General features: G+C 67.1%; 13 protein-coding genes. All 13 read left to right on the top strand.

The window, feature by feature from the left end; all coding sequences use genetic code 11:
• The first annotated feature begins 3 nt into the window (after nt 1-3).
• Genes ACYQ2T_RS00385 through ACYQ2T_RS00445 form a run of 13 tightly spaced genes read left to right on the top strand, consistent with a single transcriptional unit; the run spans nt 4 to nt 12720 of the window.
• The gene (locus ACYQ2T_RS00385; RefSeq protein ID WP_459897545.1) at nt 4-1074 is read left to right on the top strand and encodes an N-acetylneuraminate synthase family protein; all 1071 of its coding nucleotides are present in this window, start codon (nt 4-6) and stop codon (nt 1072-1074) included.
• Nucleotides 1071-2096 (top strand): hypothetical protein, encoded by a 1026-nt coding sequence (locus ACYQ2T_RS00390; RefSeq protein WP_459897547.1) that lies wholly within the window; start codon nt 1071-1073, stop codon nt 2094-2096. Before ACYQ2T_RS00385 ends, ACYQ2T_RS00390 begins: the two co-directional genes overlap by 4 nt.
• Nucleotides 2086-2805: a cytidylyltransferase domain-containing protein gene (locus ACYQ2T_RS00395; RefSeq protein WP_459897549.1), complete on the top strand. Its 720-nt coding sequence runs from the start codon at nt 2086-2088 to the stop codon at nt 2803-2805. The genes ACYQ2T_RS00390 and ACYQ2T_RS00395 overlap by 11 nt, the downstream gene beginning before the upstream one ends.
• Entirely contained in the window at nt 2796-3545 is a 750-nt protein-coding gene (locus ACYQ2T_RS00400) for a WbqC family protein (RefSeq protein WP_459897551.1), read from the top strand. The genes ACYQ2T_RS00395 and ACYQ2T_RS00400 overlap by 10 nt, the downstream gene beginning before the upstream one ends.
• Nucleotides 3521-4588, top strand: coding sequence for a radical SAM/SPASM domain-containing protein (locus tag ACYQ2T_RS00405; protein ID WP_459897553.1), 1068 nt, complete (start codon nt 3521-3523; stop codon nt 4586-4588). The genes ACYQ2T_RS00400 and ACYQ2T_RS00405 overlap by 25 nt, the downstream gene beginning before the upstream one ends.
• The gene (locus tag ACYQ2T_RS00410; protein WP_459897554.1) at nt 4575-5534 is read left to right on the top strand and encodes a class I SAM-dependent methyltransferase; all 960 of its coding nucleotides are present in this window, start codon (nt 4575-4577) and stop codon (nt 5532-5534) included. Before ACYQ2T_RS00405 ends, ACYQ2T_RS00410 begins: the two co-directional genes overlap by 14 nt.
• Nucleotides 5527-6183 carry a PIG-L deacetylase family protein gene (locus ACYQ2T_RS00415; RefSeq protein WP_404846133.1) on the top strand — a complete coding sequence of 219 codons (657 nt, stop codon included), beginning with the start codon at nt 5527-5529 and terminating at the stop codon, nt 6181-6183. The genes ACYQ2T_RS00410 and ACYQ2T_RS00415 overlap by 8 nt, the downstream gene beginning before the upstream one ends.
• Entirely contained in the window at nt 6180-7193 is a 1014-nt protein-coding gene (locus ACYQ2T_RS00420) for a class I SAM-dependent methyltransferase (protein WP_459897557.1), read from the top strand. The genes ACYQ2T_RS00415 and ACYQ2T_RS00420 overlap by 4 nt, the downstream gene beginning before the upstream one ends.
• The gene (locus tag ACYQ2T_RS00425; RefSeq protein ID WP_459897559.1) at nt 7190-8344 is read left to right on the top strand and encodes a radical SAM protein; all 1155 of its coding nucleotides are present in this window, start codon (nt 7190-7192) and stop codon (nt 8342-8344) included. The genes ACYQ2T_RS00420 and ACYQ2T_RS00425 overlap by 4 nt, the downstream gene beginning before the upstream one ends.
• On the top strand, nt 8341-10359 hold the full coding sequence (locus tag ACYQ2T_RS00430) for a glycosyltransferase family 28 protein (RefSeq protein ID WP_459897561.1): 2019 nt from the start codon (nt 8341-8343) through the stop codon (nt 10357-10359). Before ACYQ2T_RS00425 ends, ACYQ2T_RS00430 begins: the two co-directional genes overlap by 4 nt.
• 53 nt (nt 10360-10412) lie before the next feature.
• Nucleotides 10413-11288 carry a sulfotransferase family protein gene (locus ACYQ2T_RS00435; RefSeq protein ID WP_459897563.1) on the top strand — a complete coding sequence of 292 codons (876 nt, stop codon included), beginning with the start codon at nt 10413-10415 and terminating at the stop codon, nt 11286-11288.
• The gene (locus ACYQ2T_RS00440) at nt 11285-12316 is read left to right on the top strand and encodes a glycosyltransferase family 2 protein (protein WP_459897565.1); all 1032 of its coding nucleotides are present in this window, start codon (nt 11285-11287) and stop codon (nt 12314-12316) included. The genes ACYQ2T_RS00435 and ACYQ2T_RS00440 overlap by 4 nt, the downstream gene beginning before the upstream one ends.
• Nucleotides 12317-12345: 29 nt before the next feature.
• Nucleotides 12346-12720, top strand: a complete 375-nt coding sequence (locus tag ACYQ2T_RS00445) for an EamA family transporter (protein WP_404846127.1) — start codon at nt 12346-12348, stop codon at nt 12718-12720.
• Nucleotides 12721-12740 lie beyond the last annotated feature (20 nt).

Consider the following 12740-nt stretch of genomic DNA (forward strand, 5'->3'; position numbering starts at 1 on the left):
GCCATGTCTCGGACAGTTGAACTCGACGGATTCACCATCGGAACCGGCAGGGAGGTCTATTTCATGGCCGAGGTGGCCGGAAACTTTGCAGGCGAGGCCGAGGCCGAGCGCATTGTGGATTCCGCCGTGCGCGCCGGAGCAAACGCCGTGAAGTTCCAGACCCTTGACCCGGAGACCATCACCACGCGTGACAATCTCTTCAACATGAGCACCGTGGGCCAGCGCTCGCAGTATGAGGTGTTTGCCGAAAACTGCACGCCCCCGTCCGTGCAGCGCCACCTTGTGGAGCATTGCCGCAAGCGGGGGGTGACGGTGTTCTCCGCGCCCAGCCATATCCGCGACTTGGAACTCATGGAAAAGCTGGACATGCCCGCCTACAAAATCGGCTCCGACCTTGCCACGCACATTCCGCTGCTGGAAATAGTGGCGGACACGGGCAAACCCATCTTCCTCTCCACCGGCATGTGCACCCTGCAGGAGGTGCGCGAGTCCGTGGAGGCCATATTGGCGCGCGGCAACGACAAGCTGCTCCTCTTTCACTGCGTGTCCAACTATCCCGCCCGGCCCGAGGAACAGAACCTGCGCGCCATGGTCGCCATGAAGGCCGCCTTTGGCCTGCCGACGGGGTTCTCGGACCATACCGTGGGCATTGGGTGCTCGCGCGCGGCGGTGGCCCTTGGCGCGGATATGATTGAGCGCCACTACTGGTGCGAAGGCAACACCGAAGGCTCGGACCGCGCGCTGTCATCCGACGAAGCGGAGTTCCGGCGGCTGGTGAGCTATTCCCGCCACGTGCTCCCCGCGCTGGGGGACGGGATAAAGCGCCCCACCCCGGCGGAGGAGCGCAACATGCGCACCAACAAGGTCAGCGTGGTGGTCATGCGCGATGTGAAGGCCGGGGAGACCCTTGGCGAGGCCGATGTGGACGTGCGCCGCCCCGGCTACGGCCTGCCGCCCAAGTACCTGCCGCGGGTGGTGGGCATGCGCGCCACCTGCGATATTCCGGCCGAAACGCCCCTTGAGGCAGACCACGTGGGCATCGTGCCCAATGAACCACAGCGGGAGGTCCCATGACGCTCGTACTCGTTGCGGAAGGACATCGCCGGATAGGGCTTGGACATGTGTTCACCATGCTGGCCGTTGCCGAGGCCGGGCGCAGGATGGGCCTGCCCACGCAGATGCTGGGCATTGGCGACCTTGCCGCCAGCACCCTGCGGCGGCGCGGCATCAGCGCGGCGGAGTATACCCCGGACGTCCGCGCCCTGCGCGCCCTTGGCGGCAACGGGCCGGACATCGCCATCGTGGATGTGCGAACGCCCGAGGCCTTTGACTTTACGCCGCTGTCAGCGGCGGGATTTGTGACCTGCGCTGTGGAGGAATTTGGCGAGGGCCGTCCCGGGGCGGAGGTGGTGGTGAATCCCACCCCGGTGCGCCGCTGGCACCGCTTGCCGGACGGCTACCGCGCCGTGCTGGCCGGGACGCAGTACCTCATCATGGGGCCGGAGTTTGAGGAGATGCATGACCGTGAGCGCGGCGAGCTTATCACGGCGCGGCGCATCGTGGTCAGCATGGGCGGGGTGGACCGCTCCGGCGCGACGCTGGTCATTGCCCGCGCCCTTGGGCTGCTGGCGCGGGAGCATCCACAGCGCATCGGCAGTGTGCACTTTGTGTGCGGGCCTGCCTTTACCTACGCCGCGTCCCTTGAACGCCTGCTGGAGGACGCAGGCTACAGCCACGAGGTGCTGGTGGATGTGCCGGACATGTGGGAGCACCTGCTGCGTGCGGACGTGCTCATTTCCGCTGGCGGCAACACGATGTTTGAGGCCGCGTGCTGCGGCACCCCGTCCCTTGTCTTTTGGGAGGACCCGCACGAGTATGAACGCGGCGAGGCCGCCGAGGCCGCAGGCTTTGCGCGCCTGCACGGCCGCGGGGCGGACACCCCGCCCGAGGTGGCGGCGGAGCTTATTGGCCAGTGTCTTGCGGACACCGCGTGGCTGCGCCTTGCCTCGGAGCAGGGGCGGCTGGCCGTGGACGGGCGCGGCGCGGTGCGTGTGCTGGAAGCCCTGACGCAGTTGGTGGACGCCCATGCCTCGTAGCCGCGCCGGAATAGTGGTGCAGGCCCGCATGGGCTCCAGCCGCCTGCCGGGAAAGGTGTTGATGGACATCTGCGGTAGAACGCTCCTTGAGCGGGTGGTCCTGCGCCTGCGTCATGTGCGCGGGGCGCAGGCGCTGGTGGTGGCCGTGCCCCATGGGCCGCGTGACGACAGGCTGGCCGAGGCGGCGCGCGCTCTTGGTGTGGATGTGGCGCGCGGGCCGGAGGATGACGTGCTGGAGCGCCTTGCCCGCGCGGGTGAGGAATACGGTCTGACGACGTTGATGCGCGTCACCTGCGATAATCCGCTGGTCTGCCCGGAACTTGCCACGCAGGTGCTGGCGGCGCACTGCGCCGAGGGGCTGGACTATACCTCCAACCGCAACGAGTCCGGCAGCGGCATACCGGACGGGGCCGGGGTGGAAGTGTACGCCATGAGCGCGCTGCTGACCCTGCGGCGGCGCGCCACCCGCGCCCTCGACCGCGAGCATGTGAACGAATACGTGTTCCGCCACCCGCAGGACTTTCGAACGCGCATTTTGCCTGCGCCAGAGCAGTGCCGCATGCCGGACCTGCGCCTGACCGTGGACACCGCCCGCGACTTGGCGCGCATCCGCGCCCTGCACGAGCGCTTGGCAGCCATGGGGCGGCCCGAGCCTTACACCCTTGCCGATGTGGTGGCCGCAGTGCGGGAGGGGGCGGCATGGGCCTGACCCTGTCCATCCAGCAGCCGGAGCATGCGCCGTGGCTTGGGTTCTTCCATAAGATGGACCTGTGCGATGTCACGGTCTACTTCGACACGGTGCAGTTCAAGAAGCGCTACTTTGAGAACCGCAACCGCATCCGTACGGCCACGGGCTGGCAGTGGGTGACGGTGCCCGTCCTCACGCGCGGACGCTTCACCCAGCGCATTGCGGACGTTGCCCTGTGCGACGACGCGCCGTGGCGGCGCAAATACCTTGGCGCGCTGCGGCACAACTATGCCGCCACCCCGTTTTTCCATGAGATTTTTTGTGCGGTGCGTGATATCGTCCAATCACGGCGGACCCTCTTGTGCGACCTGAATATCGACCTCATCGAGTTTGTCCGGCAGTACCTTGGCCTTGCGGGGCGCACTGTGCGCGCCTCGACGCTGCCGCCGTTCTCGACCTCCTCCACAGAACTCCTCCACGACATCTGCCGTCATATGCATGCCAGCACGTACGTCTGCGGCATTTCCGGGCCGGACTACATGGATATGGACCAGTTTGCCGCCAGCGGCATTGGCGTCCAGACCGTGCGTTACCAGTGCCGGCCTTACACGCAGGCCTTTGCCGGGTTTGAGCCGGGAATGTCCGTACTTGATGCGCTGTTCAACCATGGTCCGCACGCCCTTGCCATCCTGCGCGGCAACGCCGCGCACCCGGGGGCGACGCAGGAGGAGACACCATGCCCAAACAGGATGCGGGACTAACGCACAAGACCGAGCGCGACTGCAACGTCTGCTGCCAGTTCCTCGATTTCAACACCACGTGGGAGCGGGATATGGGGCCGGAATTCATGGCCTACCGCCGCGACTGGCTGCGCTACTCCGCGGGGCGGGAGCTGCGGCCCTTTCCCATGCACCTCGACTTTGACCTCACCAACCTGTGCACCCTGTCGTGCACCTTTTGCCCGCGCACGCAGATGGCCCGGCGCGGCATGCTGCCGCCCACCTTCTTCATGCCCTTTGACGTCTACGCCCGCGCCATTGATGAGGGCGCGGCCAAGGGCCTGTACGCCGTCAACCTCAACGCCAGCGGCGAACCGCTTCTGCACCGCGATTTGCCGCGCATGGTGGCCTATGCCCGCGAGCGCGGCATCCTTGACGTGATGCTGCATACCTCGGCCCTGCACCTTGACGCCGCCATGGCGGAGCGCCTGCTGGATGCGGGGCTGACCAAGCTCATCATCTCCTTTGATTCGCCGGACAAGGCGCACTACGAGGCCCTGCGCGTCGGCTCCAGCTATGACCGGGTGACGGCGAATATCCGCGGCATGGCGGAGCTGAAGGCCCGGCGCGGCAGTCTGACTCCGTTCATCCGCATCAACATGGTGCTCATGAAGGAAAACGCTGGCGAACGTGAGGCCATGGTGCGCATGTGGCAGGACGTGGTGGATGGCATGGGGTTCCTTGAATATATCAATTACTTTCAGTGGGATGAGAAGGACCGTTACCGCCACAAGGTGGCCTACAAGGCGGACTTTGTGTGCGAGAAGCCGTGGCAACGCCTTGCGGTGACCCATGAGGGCGGCATCAAGTTTTGCCACCTCGACGACGCCGACGAGGTGGTGCTGGGGACCCTTGGCGACATGACGCTGGAGGAGGCATGGACAGGCCCGGTGATGCAGCGCTACCGCGACCTGCAAAAGGCCGGACGCATCCGCGAAATTGACCTGTGCTCGCGCTGTTCCACCCCCATGATGCCTGTTGAGTCCGAAGACGACGCCATGGAGGATGCCCATGACACGGCATGACATGGACGCCGAAGCCGCGGCCTTTGACAGCCAAATCCGCCAGCGCGTGGATGCGGGGCATGTTCCGGACCTGCGCCACTGCGGGCGGTGCGAGTGGTTCCGCAACAACCCGTGGCGGGACCGGGGCTTTATCGACCTCGTCTACGGCGAGCGCTTTCGGTGGTTGGCCGCGCGCCTTGCGCCGGGCTTGCGGATTTTGGAGGTGGGGTGCGGTCCGGGCTATTTGAGCCTTGAGCTGGCGCGTGCGGGGCACGACGTGGTGGGCCTTGATATCTCGCAGGAGTGCCTTGACGTCGCGCGGCGTACCGCGGCGGAGAATCCGCCACAGGAGGGGCGCGTGGTCTACGTGGCCGGGGACTACCTGACGCTGGACGCGGGAGACGGCTTTGACGTGGTGGTCTTTAACAACGCCCTGCATCATTTTTCGGCGCAGCAGCAGGCCGCACGCCGCGCGCAGGCGCTCCTTGGCGAGCGCGGGCAGGTGGTGGTGATGGAGCCATGCCGCGAGCGCATGACGGCCCCGTCCGCCGCTGTGTGGCTGCTGGTGGAGACGCTGCTTTCTGCTGGCGGGCTGTATTACGAGGCCGCGCCCCTCTTGGCCAGCGAGCGGGAATTGCAGGAGCGGCTGGACGTGTGCCTGCGGCGTGGGCGCTACGAGGACGAGGCGGGGAATCCCGTGCAGTCCCCCAATGACCTTGCCGCCACGCATGAGGGCATGCTTGCCGCCATGGAACAGACCTTCGACACCGTGGACCATGAGTGGGAGGGCGCGTTCTACGCGGGCATCATAGGCGGCCTGCGCTGCGCCGCCCCGGAGGACGAGGTCCGCCTTGCCCGGCATATTCGGCTTGTGGACAGGTTTCTTGTGGAATCCGGCACCCTGCCCGCTGTGGGGTTTCGCTGGCGGGGGCGGGTCCGGGAAACAGAGGGGGACGGGCGTGCGTAGCATCCTCGCCATTGGCGCGCACTTTGACGATATTGAGCTGGGGTGCGCCGGAACACTGCTTCGGCATGTGCAGGCCGGGCACCGGGTGACCATGCTGGTGCTGACCCATTCCGCCTACACGGTGGAGAAGGACCACTGGGAACGCCCAGCGGAGCTTGCCCGGCAGGAGGGCGAGCGCGGCGCGGCCATCATCGGGGCCGAGCTTGTGGCCCTGCCCTATGAAAACAAGCGCCTGCACTACTGCGATGAACTCATCCAGCACATTGACGCCATTATCGATGAGCGCGGGGTGGACACCATCTACACCCATTGGAACCGCGATGTGCATCAGGACCACGCCGCCGCCGGTGCGGCGTCCATCACCGCCGGGCGCAAGGTGCACAACCTCTTCATGTACCGCAGCAATTGGTACCAAAGCCCCGACGTTTTCACAGAAAACTACTGCGTGGACATCTCGAACTTTATGGACCGCAAGGTGGAGGCCATCCGCGCCCATGCCTCGGAGGTCGCCAAGCGCGGCGAGGAGTGGATAGCCTTTTTCAAGGGCGAAAACGCCCGCACCGGGGCGCGCAGCGGCGTTGCCTACGCCGAGGGGTTTGCCATGGTGAAGGCCATTTGGATCGATAACGGCGGAGGGGACGGCGTATGACGCTGAAGGAAAACGACATCCGTCCAGACGCCCTGATGGAGGACTTCCACGCCAGCGTGGCCGAGGATGTGGCGTGGCTGTCCGCGCGCTCGGCGTCCTTTGTGGAGGTGCCCTGTCCGGCCTGCGCGGCGGATGACGCCCGGCCCCTGTACGCCAAGCAGGGGATGCGCTGGGGGCGGTGCGCCAACTGCGGCACGGTGTACGTGTCCCCGCGGCCCACGCCGGAGGTGCTGTCCGCCTTTTATGCGCGCTCCGCCTCGTACCGCTTTCAGAACGACAGACTGTTTCCCGCCTCAGAAAAGGCGCGGCGCGAGCGGCTGTTTGCTCCGCGCGCCCGGCGGCTGGACGCGCTGTGCATGCGCTTTGGCCTTGGGGAGGGGCTTCGCCTTGTGGAGGTGGGGCCGGGGTTTGGGCTCTTTTTGGAGGAGGCGCGCAGTATGCCGCGCTTTGCCGCGGTGTCCGCCGTGGAAGCGACGCCGTGGCTAGCCGAAACCTGCCGGGAGCGTGGGTTCACTGTGTGCGAGGCGTCAGTGGAGCAGGTGGACCTTGGCGCGGATGCGGCGGACGTTGTGGTCAGCTTTGAGTGTGTGGAGCATCTGTTTAGTGTGGAGGGCTTTGTGCGGGCCTGCGCGCGGGTGCTGCGTCCGGGCGGGCTGCTCGTCCTCACCTGTCCCAATGCCGAGGGCTTTGACCTTGTCCACCTTGGCGAAGCGTCGAACACCGTAAACCATCAGCACCTGAATCTGTTTACCACCACGTCCCTGCCCGCGCTGGTCACGGCGTGCGGGTTGACGGTGGAGGAGGTCGCCACCCCCGGCGAACTGGACGCCGAACTGGTGCGCAAGGCGGCCCGTGCCGGGGAGGTGGACCTGTCCGGCCAGCCCTTCCTGCGGCGTGTGCTCCTTGACGAATGGGACGCCCTTGGCGGGTCGTTTCAGCATTTTTTGGCGGAAAACGGGCTGTCCTCGCACATGTGGGTGGTGGCGCGGCGGCCTGTGGAGGCGCTATGACCGGGTGCGAGACGACTTTTGCCGTGTGGCAGAGCACCATGTGTCCGTCCTATCTGCTGCATCTGCGAAAGATTGCGCGCTTTTTGAGCCTCAATGGCTGGCGCGAGGTGCCGGACATGGACGCGGCGGACGTGGTGCTTATCGGTGCGTGCGCGGGGTTTTTGGCGTCATTCGACATGTTCCGCGAGCGTATGGGACCGCTGCGTGCGGGAGGGCGGCAGGTGGTGGTCTACGGGTGCCTGCCCAAGGTGGACCCGGCCTTCTACGCCGCAGAGGCGCCGCCGGACGTCATCACCATACCGTCCCGGCATCCCGAGCGCGCGGAAGGGCTGGTGGATGAGGTGACGGTGCCCTTTGCGGACCTGCCTGACGAAAGCGCCTTCCGCCCCGAGGACACGGCCGACCCGGACCCCACGCGCCGCTATGTGGTGGTGCAGGAGGGATGCACCGAGCACTGCGCCTATTGCCCGCACAAAATCGGCATCGGTTCGGCCACGAGCCGCCCCCTTGAGGACATTGTCGCCCTTGTGGAGCGAGACGCCGCAGCCGGGGCGCGGAGTTTTTACATCGACGGCAACGACAGCGGGTCATGGGGTGTGGATATGGCCCCTGCACGGGCCTTCCCAGAGCTTGTGCACGCGCTGCTGGCCGCCGCGCCGCAGGCGCAGTTGCAGTTTGGGAACATCGCGCCCAAGTGGTTTCGTGTGTACGGGCAAGTGCTTGCAGACGCCCTGACCCACCCGCGCATCACCAATGTAAAGGTACCTATCCAGACCACCAGCGAGCGCCTGTTGCGCCTTATGCGGCGCGATCCTTTTGTGCGCGGGCTGTCGCCCTTCCTGTCGCGCATGCGTGGCGGCAATCCTGCTCTACGCCTGCGCACGGACATCATCGTTAGCCTCCCCACGGAAACGGCGGATGAATTGGCAGAGACGCTGGAGTTTGTCGCTGAACATTTCCACCGCGTGGCGGTGCACCGCTTTGACCTGCACCCGCGGACGCGGGTGGTGCGTATGGAGATTGCGCACCTGACGGCGGAGGAGCAGGACGAGCGCATGCGTATGGCCCTTGCCTTCTTTGCGGAGCATCCGCAGGTGGATGCGCGTTTTGATGCGTGGGACAGGTGCGCGCTGCGGGAGGGCGGCGCATGAAGACCATGCTCTTTGTGGCGGATGCGCGTGATGCGTTGTGGGCGCGCACGCACGCGGCGGAAGGGTGTGTGGTGGCGCTGTCGGCCAGTGCGCGCCACGCTCTCGGCATGGCGGGAATTGGTTATGCGCCCTACGGGGACAAGGCTTCCGCCATGCTCAAGGAGCCGCAGTGCGACCTTGCCCGCTCCCTTGCCAGCCGCTGGCATGAGCACCTCGCCCCGGAGCTGTCGCGCATGCTGGTGCCCAGCGCGCCGGACATCGCTGGCGCGCCGCCGTTGGCCCTCTTGTTCCACTCCCTGACGCTGCGGTTTTTTGAGGCCATTCAGGCCCATGCCACCATGAGCATGGTGCTGGACGCCGAGCGGCCCGCGCATGTGCTTCTTGGGCAGGTGCAGGGCGCGGAGGTGGGGCTGTATGGCCTGCTGACTTCGCCTGCCGGGCTGGAGCGCGAGGCCCTCGTGGCCCTGTGCCGCGAGCGCGGCATCACCTGTGAGGAAATTTCGCAGGCGCCGGATGGGCGCGGTGCAGAAGGGCCTGCCGCGGCCCCGGCGCGCGTGGGCGTGCTACAGCGCTTATGGCGCGCGCCCCGCGCTGGACTTCGGCGTGTGCTGCGGCCCGCACCGCACACGCTGGAGACGCTCCCCTCAGCCCTTGGCACCGGAGCGCGGGCGCTCCTTGCCACGTGGGGCGGGGCCGGAATGACGCGCCTTGAGCCGCTGTATGATGAGCTCCTTGCCCGCGGGGTGAAGGTGGCGCTGGTTGTGGCCGCGGGGCGGCTGGGGCTGCGGGCGTGGCGGCGGGCTGTCAAGCGGCGGGCGGTGGTGCTGCGCCTTGAGGACGTGGACGTGGCGGATGCGCCGCCCCGGCGCGGGGCATGGACTGATGACGACTTGGAGCGCGCCCTGCTTCGTGACGAAGGGCTGATGACGTTTTTGTACGGCGAGGTCGGCCCTCCCCTTGCCGGAATGCTGGTGGCGCAAATTGCCGCGGAAGTGGCCGGGGCTTTGCCGCAGTGCCTGCACGGTGCGGCGCGCTTTGGCGCGCTGTGCGATGTGGCCGCGCCTGATGTGGTGCTGCACCTGTTTTCCACGGACCCGCGCGGGGCGGCGCAGACGCTGGCGGCGCGGGCGCGGGGGATTCCCACAGTGACCATGGGCCATGGCCTGCACTGCGCCACGGATGCTGAGCGTGACGTGTTTGCGGCGCGGGAGTTTGCCGCGTGCGGGCGCGTGCACAGCGCGGCGCTGGTGGCCAGTCAGGGCTCGGCGCCGGGGCGGGTGCCGCCCCTTGGGGATGCGTATCTTGATGGGCTGACGCCGGAGGCCTCCCTTGCGGCCCGGCTACGCTGCCTGCGTGCTGGGGTGGGCCTGCGCCGCCCGGTGTGCGTGGTGTGCGACAGCGGCGGCTGGACGCAAACGCGCGAGCGGCGGCACACCCAGTGGGCCACCCTCGACGCCGTGGCGGCCCTTGCGCGGGAGATGCCGAAGATGCAGGTGGTGTACCGCACCCATCCGGGGTCATACGAAATGGACTACGATTCGTATTTCACATCACGCGGGGCGCCTGCGGTGCTGTGCCAGCGCGCGGCGGACCTGCCGCTGCCGGACCTTATGGCGCAGGCGGACGTGGTGGTGTCGCACATGGGGTCCGCCGTGGCGGAGGCGCTGCTGTGCGGGGTGCCGGTGGTGTACCTGCACGCGCTGTCACGGCATGAACCGTCGGCCAGCGGGTGCCCGGTCATCCGCGAGGCCGCGGCCCTTGAGGACCTCCTTCCCCTTGTGCGCGGGGTGCTTGACGTCCGCCAGTCCCGGCAGGCGGTGCGCCGGGCGGCGCAGCCGTGGCTGGATGAGGTGCTGTGCGGGGCGGACGGCGGCGCGGCGCGGCGGGTAGCGGATTTCCTCATGAGCCGCGCCCGGGGCATATCCGGGGGCGATGCCTCGGAGTGGTTGGGGCGGCAAAAGGCCTCGGGCCGGTTTTCCTCCCTGACGTGGCAGAAGGGTTTGGAGTGGAGCTGAAATCCTGATATAACGGCACAGTGGAGTTTTCTCCTTCAGCCTTGGAGTCGGCAGTGCGAGAGTTTGGCGCGGATATGGTCTTCATTGTGGGCAGCCCACGCAGTGGCACTACGTGGATGCAGCGTCTTTTGGCGTGCCATCCGCTGGTGGCGACCGGGCAGGAGAGCAGCCTGTTCGAGAGCTATATCGGGCCACAGCTTCGCGCGTGGCAGCGCGATGTGGCGCAGAACTCGGGCCGGATGGTTGGGCTTGGCTGTCACCTGCGCGAGGAGGAATTTCTTGTAGCCCTGCGGGAGTACATGCAGGCGTTGATGCAGCCCATGCGCGCGGCGACGCCGGAGGGCGGCCTGTTTGTGGAGAAGACGCCCTCACACGCCCTGTTCCTGCCGGAAATTTCACAGCTGCTGCCGCAGGCGCGGGTCATCCACGTGGTGCGCGATGTGCGCGACGTTGTGCGCTCCATACTGACGGCGGCGCGCTCATGGGGGGCGGACTGGGCTCCGGCAGACGCACGGCAGGCGGCGCGGATGTGGTCGCGCCACGTGAATGCGGCCCTTGCCGGCGGGCGCGAGATGGGCCCCAAGCGCTTTTGTACCGTGCGGTATGAGGACCTTATTGAGGACACTCACTCCGTGCTGGCGCGGGTGTGCCGCGATTTTTTGGGCGTGGCGTGGGACGACGAAGGCGTTGCCAAGGCCGTGGCGCGCAACAGCATCCGCCGGGGCCTCAATGGCAAGGCCGTCTCCGGGGTGCCGCTTCCCCTGCGCGGGGAGTGGGCGGCGCGCCTTGAGCAGGACGTGGTGCCGGAGCCGGAGGGCTTTGTGGGCTATGCCCCGCGCCGGCTTGGCCCGGTGGAGCGCTACCATGTGTGGCGCGAGGCGCGGCGGGCCATGGAGCGCGCCGGGTACGCAAAAGGGGGGCTGTGGTGAGCGCTTCGGGGGGGAGAGCGCGCCGCGCAACGGTCATCGTGCCGACCTATCGGCGCGAACGCGACCTTGCGCGGTGCATTGAAAGCCTTGGCCTGCAATCGCGCACGGATTTTGAGGTCATCGTGGTGGACAACGCCGTGGATGATGCGGTGCGCCGCATGGTGACCGGGCGGGCGGGGAGCTATCCTGTGCCCCTGCGGTATGTGCCGGAGTGCCACCTTGGCCTGCATCACGCCCGGCACACAGGCGCGCGCGCCGCCGCGTCGGATTTGCTGCTGTACACCGATGATGACGCCACCTTTGATGCCGGCTGGGTGGACGCGCATATCAGAGCCTTTGACGCCAACCCGGACATGGCCGCCGCTGGCGGGCCGGTGCGTCCGGTGTGGGACGTGCCGCCCCCCACGTGGCTGGCGGAGTACGCCGGGGACTTTGGCACCTTTGCCGAACTCAGCTTGCTGGACCGGGGGCGGAGCTTCAACAAGGGGCAGGAAGTCTTCTACGGCGTGAACATGGCCCTGCGGCGCGAGGCGCTTGTCCGCTGCGGCGGCTTTAATCCGGACGCCTTTGGCGCGGTGTGGCTGGGCGACGGGGAAACAGGCCTTATGCGCACCCTGTGGCGGACCGGGCAGGCCGTAGGCTATGTGCCGGACGCCGTGGTGCTGCATCACGTGCCTAGGGAGCGGATGACCGTGGCCTTTCTGCGTCAGCGCATGGCCAATGAGGGCGCGATGGAGGTGTATGCCCGGTACCGGGGGCGCGTGCCCCGGCGGTGGCGGCTGGTCCGGCATGCGCTGGGCGTTGCCGCGCGCAATGCGCGCCGCTGGGCGGCGGCGTTGGTCCGGCGCGGTATGGACCCGGCGTCCCTGCACCTGCGGCTTCACGCGGCGCGTACGCAGGCTGTGTTTTGGGCCACCCTGCGCCTTGCGTGGGCAACCCCCCTGCGCGAGCTGGTTATGCGCACCAATTGGTGGGAGTGCGCTTCGCCCGGCGCAAATGGTGAGGCCTGCGACGAAGGCGGCACGTAATCCGCGCCAAACGCATACGCGAGGAATCCATGGGATACTTGTTCATCCTTGGCACCGTGGTGACCACGGTCTACGGCCAGCTGGCCATCAAGTGGGGCGTCTCGCGCACGGGGGGCTTGCCCGGCGGGGGCGTGGACAACGCGCTCTTTCTGCTGCGCCTTGTGCTGGACCCATGGGTCTTTTCCGGGCTGTTTGCGGCCTTTGTGGGCGCGCTGTTTTGGCTGGCGGCGCTGACGCGCTTTGATCTGAGCTTTGCGTATCCGTTTATGAGTCTCTCCTTCGTCTTTGTGTTGGCATTGTCGGGCGTGGTGCTAGGCGAGTCCGTCAATGTGTACAAGGTGGTGGGGGTGGCGCTCATCGTTCTTGGCATCGTGGTGTCCAGCCGTGGGCTGGGTTCTGGCTGAGGGGCGAGATAATCCGGGCT

This window comes from Desulfobaculum senezii, assembly GCF_054657395.1.

What these genes read in the sequence shown, in the direction of transcription:
- ACYQ2T_RS00405 (WP_459897553.1), top strand. Translation starts at nt 3,521, where the DNA reads ATGCCCAAACAGGATGCGGGACTAACGCACAAGACCGAGCGCGACTGC.
- ACYQ2T_RS00410 (WP_459897554.1), top strand. Translation starts at nt 4,575, where the DNA reads ATGACACGGCATGACATGGACGCCGAAGCCGCGGCCTTTGACAGCCAA.
- ACYQ2T_RS00425 (WP_459897559.1), top strand. Translation starts at nt 7,190, where the DNA reads ATGACCGGGTGCGAGACGACTTTTGCCGTGTGGCAGAGCACCATGTGT.
- ACYQ2T_RS00420 (WP_459897557.1), top strand. Translation starts at nt 6,180, where the DNA reads ATGACGCTGAAGGAAAACGACATCCGTCCAGACGCCCTGATGGAGGAC.
- ACYQ2T_RS00385 (WP_459897545.1), top strand. Translation starts at nt 4, where the DNA reads ATGTCTCGGACAGTTGAACTCGACGGATTCACCATCGGAACCGGCAGG.
- ACYQ2T_RS00395 (WP_459897549.1), top strand. Translation starts at nt 2,086, where the DNA reads ATGCCTCGTAGCCGCGCCGGAATAGTGGTGCAGGCCCGCATGGGCTCC.
- ACYQ2T_RS00430 (WP_459897561.1), top strand. Translation starts at nt 8,341, where the DNA reads ATGAAGACCATGCTCTTTGTGGCGGATGCGCGTGATGCGTTGTGGGCG.
- ACYQ2T_RS00445 (WP_404846127.1), top strand. Translation starts at nt 12,346, where the DNA reads ATGGGATACTTGTTCATCCTTGGCACCGTGGTGACCACGGTCTACGGC.
- ACYQ2T_RS00400 (WP_459897551.1), top strand. Translation starts at nt 2,796, where the DNA reads ATGGGCCTGACCCTGTCCATCCAGCAGCCGGAGCATGCGCCGTGGCTT.
- ACYQ2T_RS00390 (WP_459897547.1), top strand. Translation starts at nt 1,071, where the DNA reads ATGACGCTCGTACTCGTTGCGGAAGGACATCGCCGGATAGGGCTTGGA.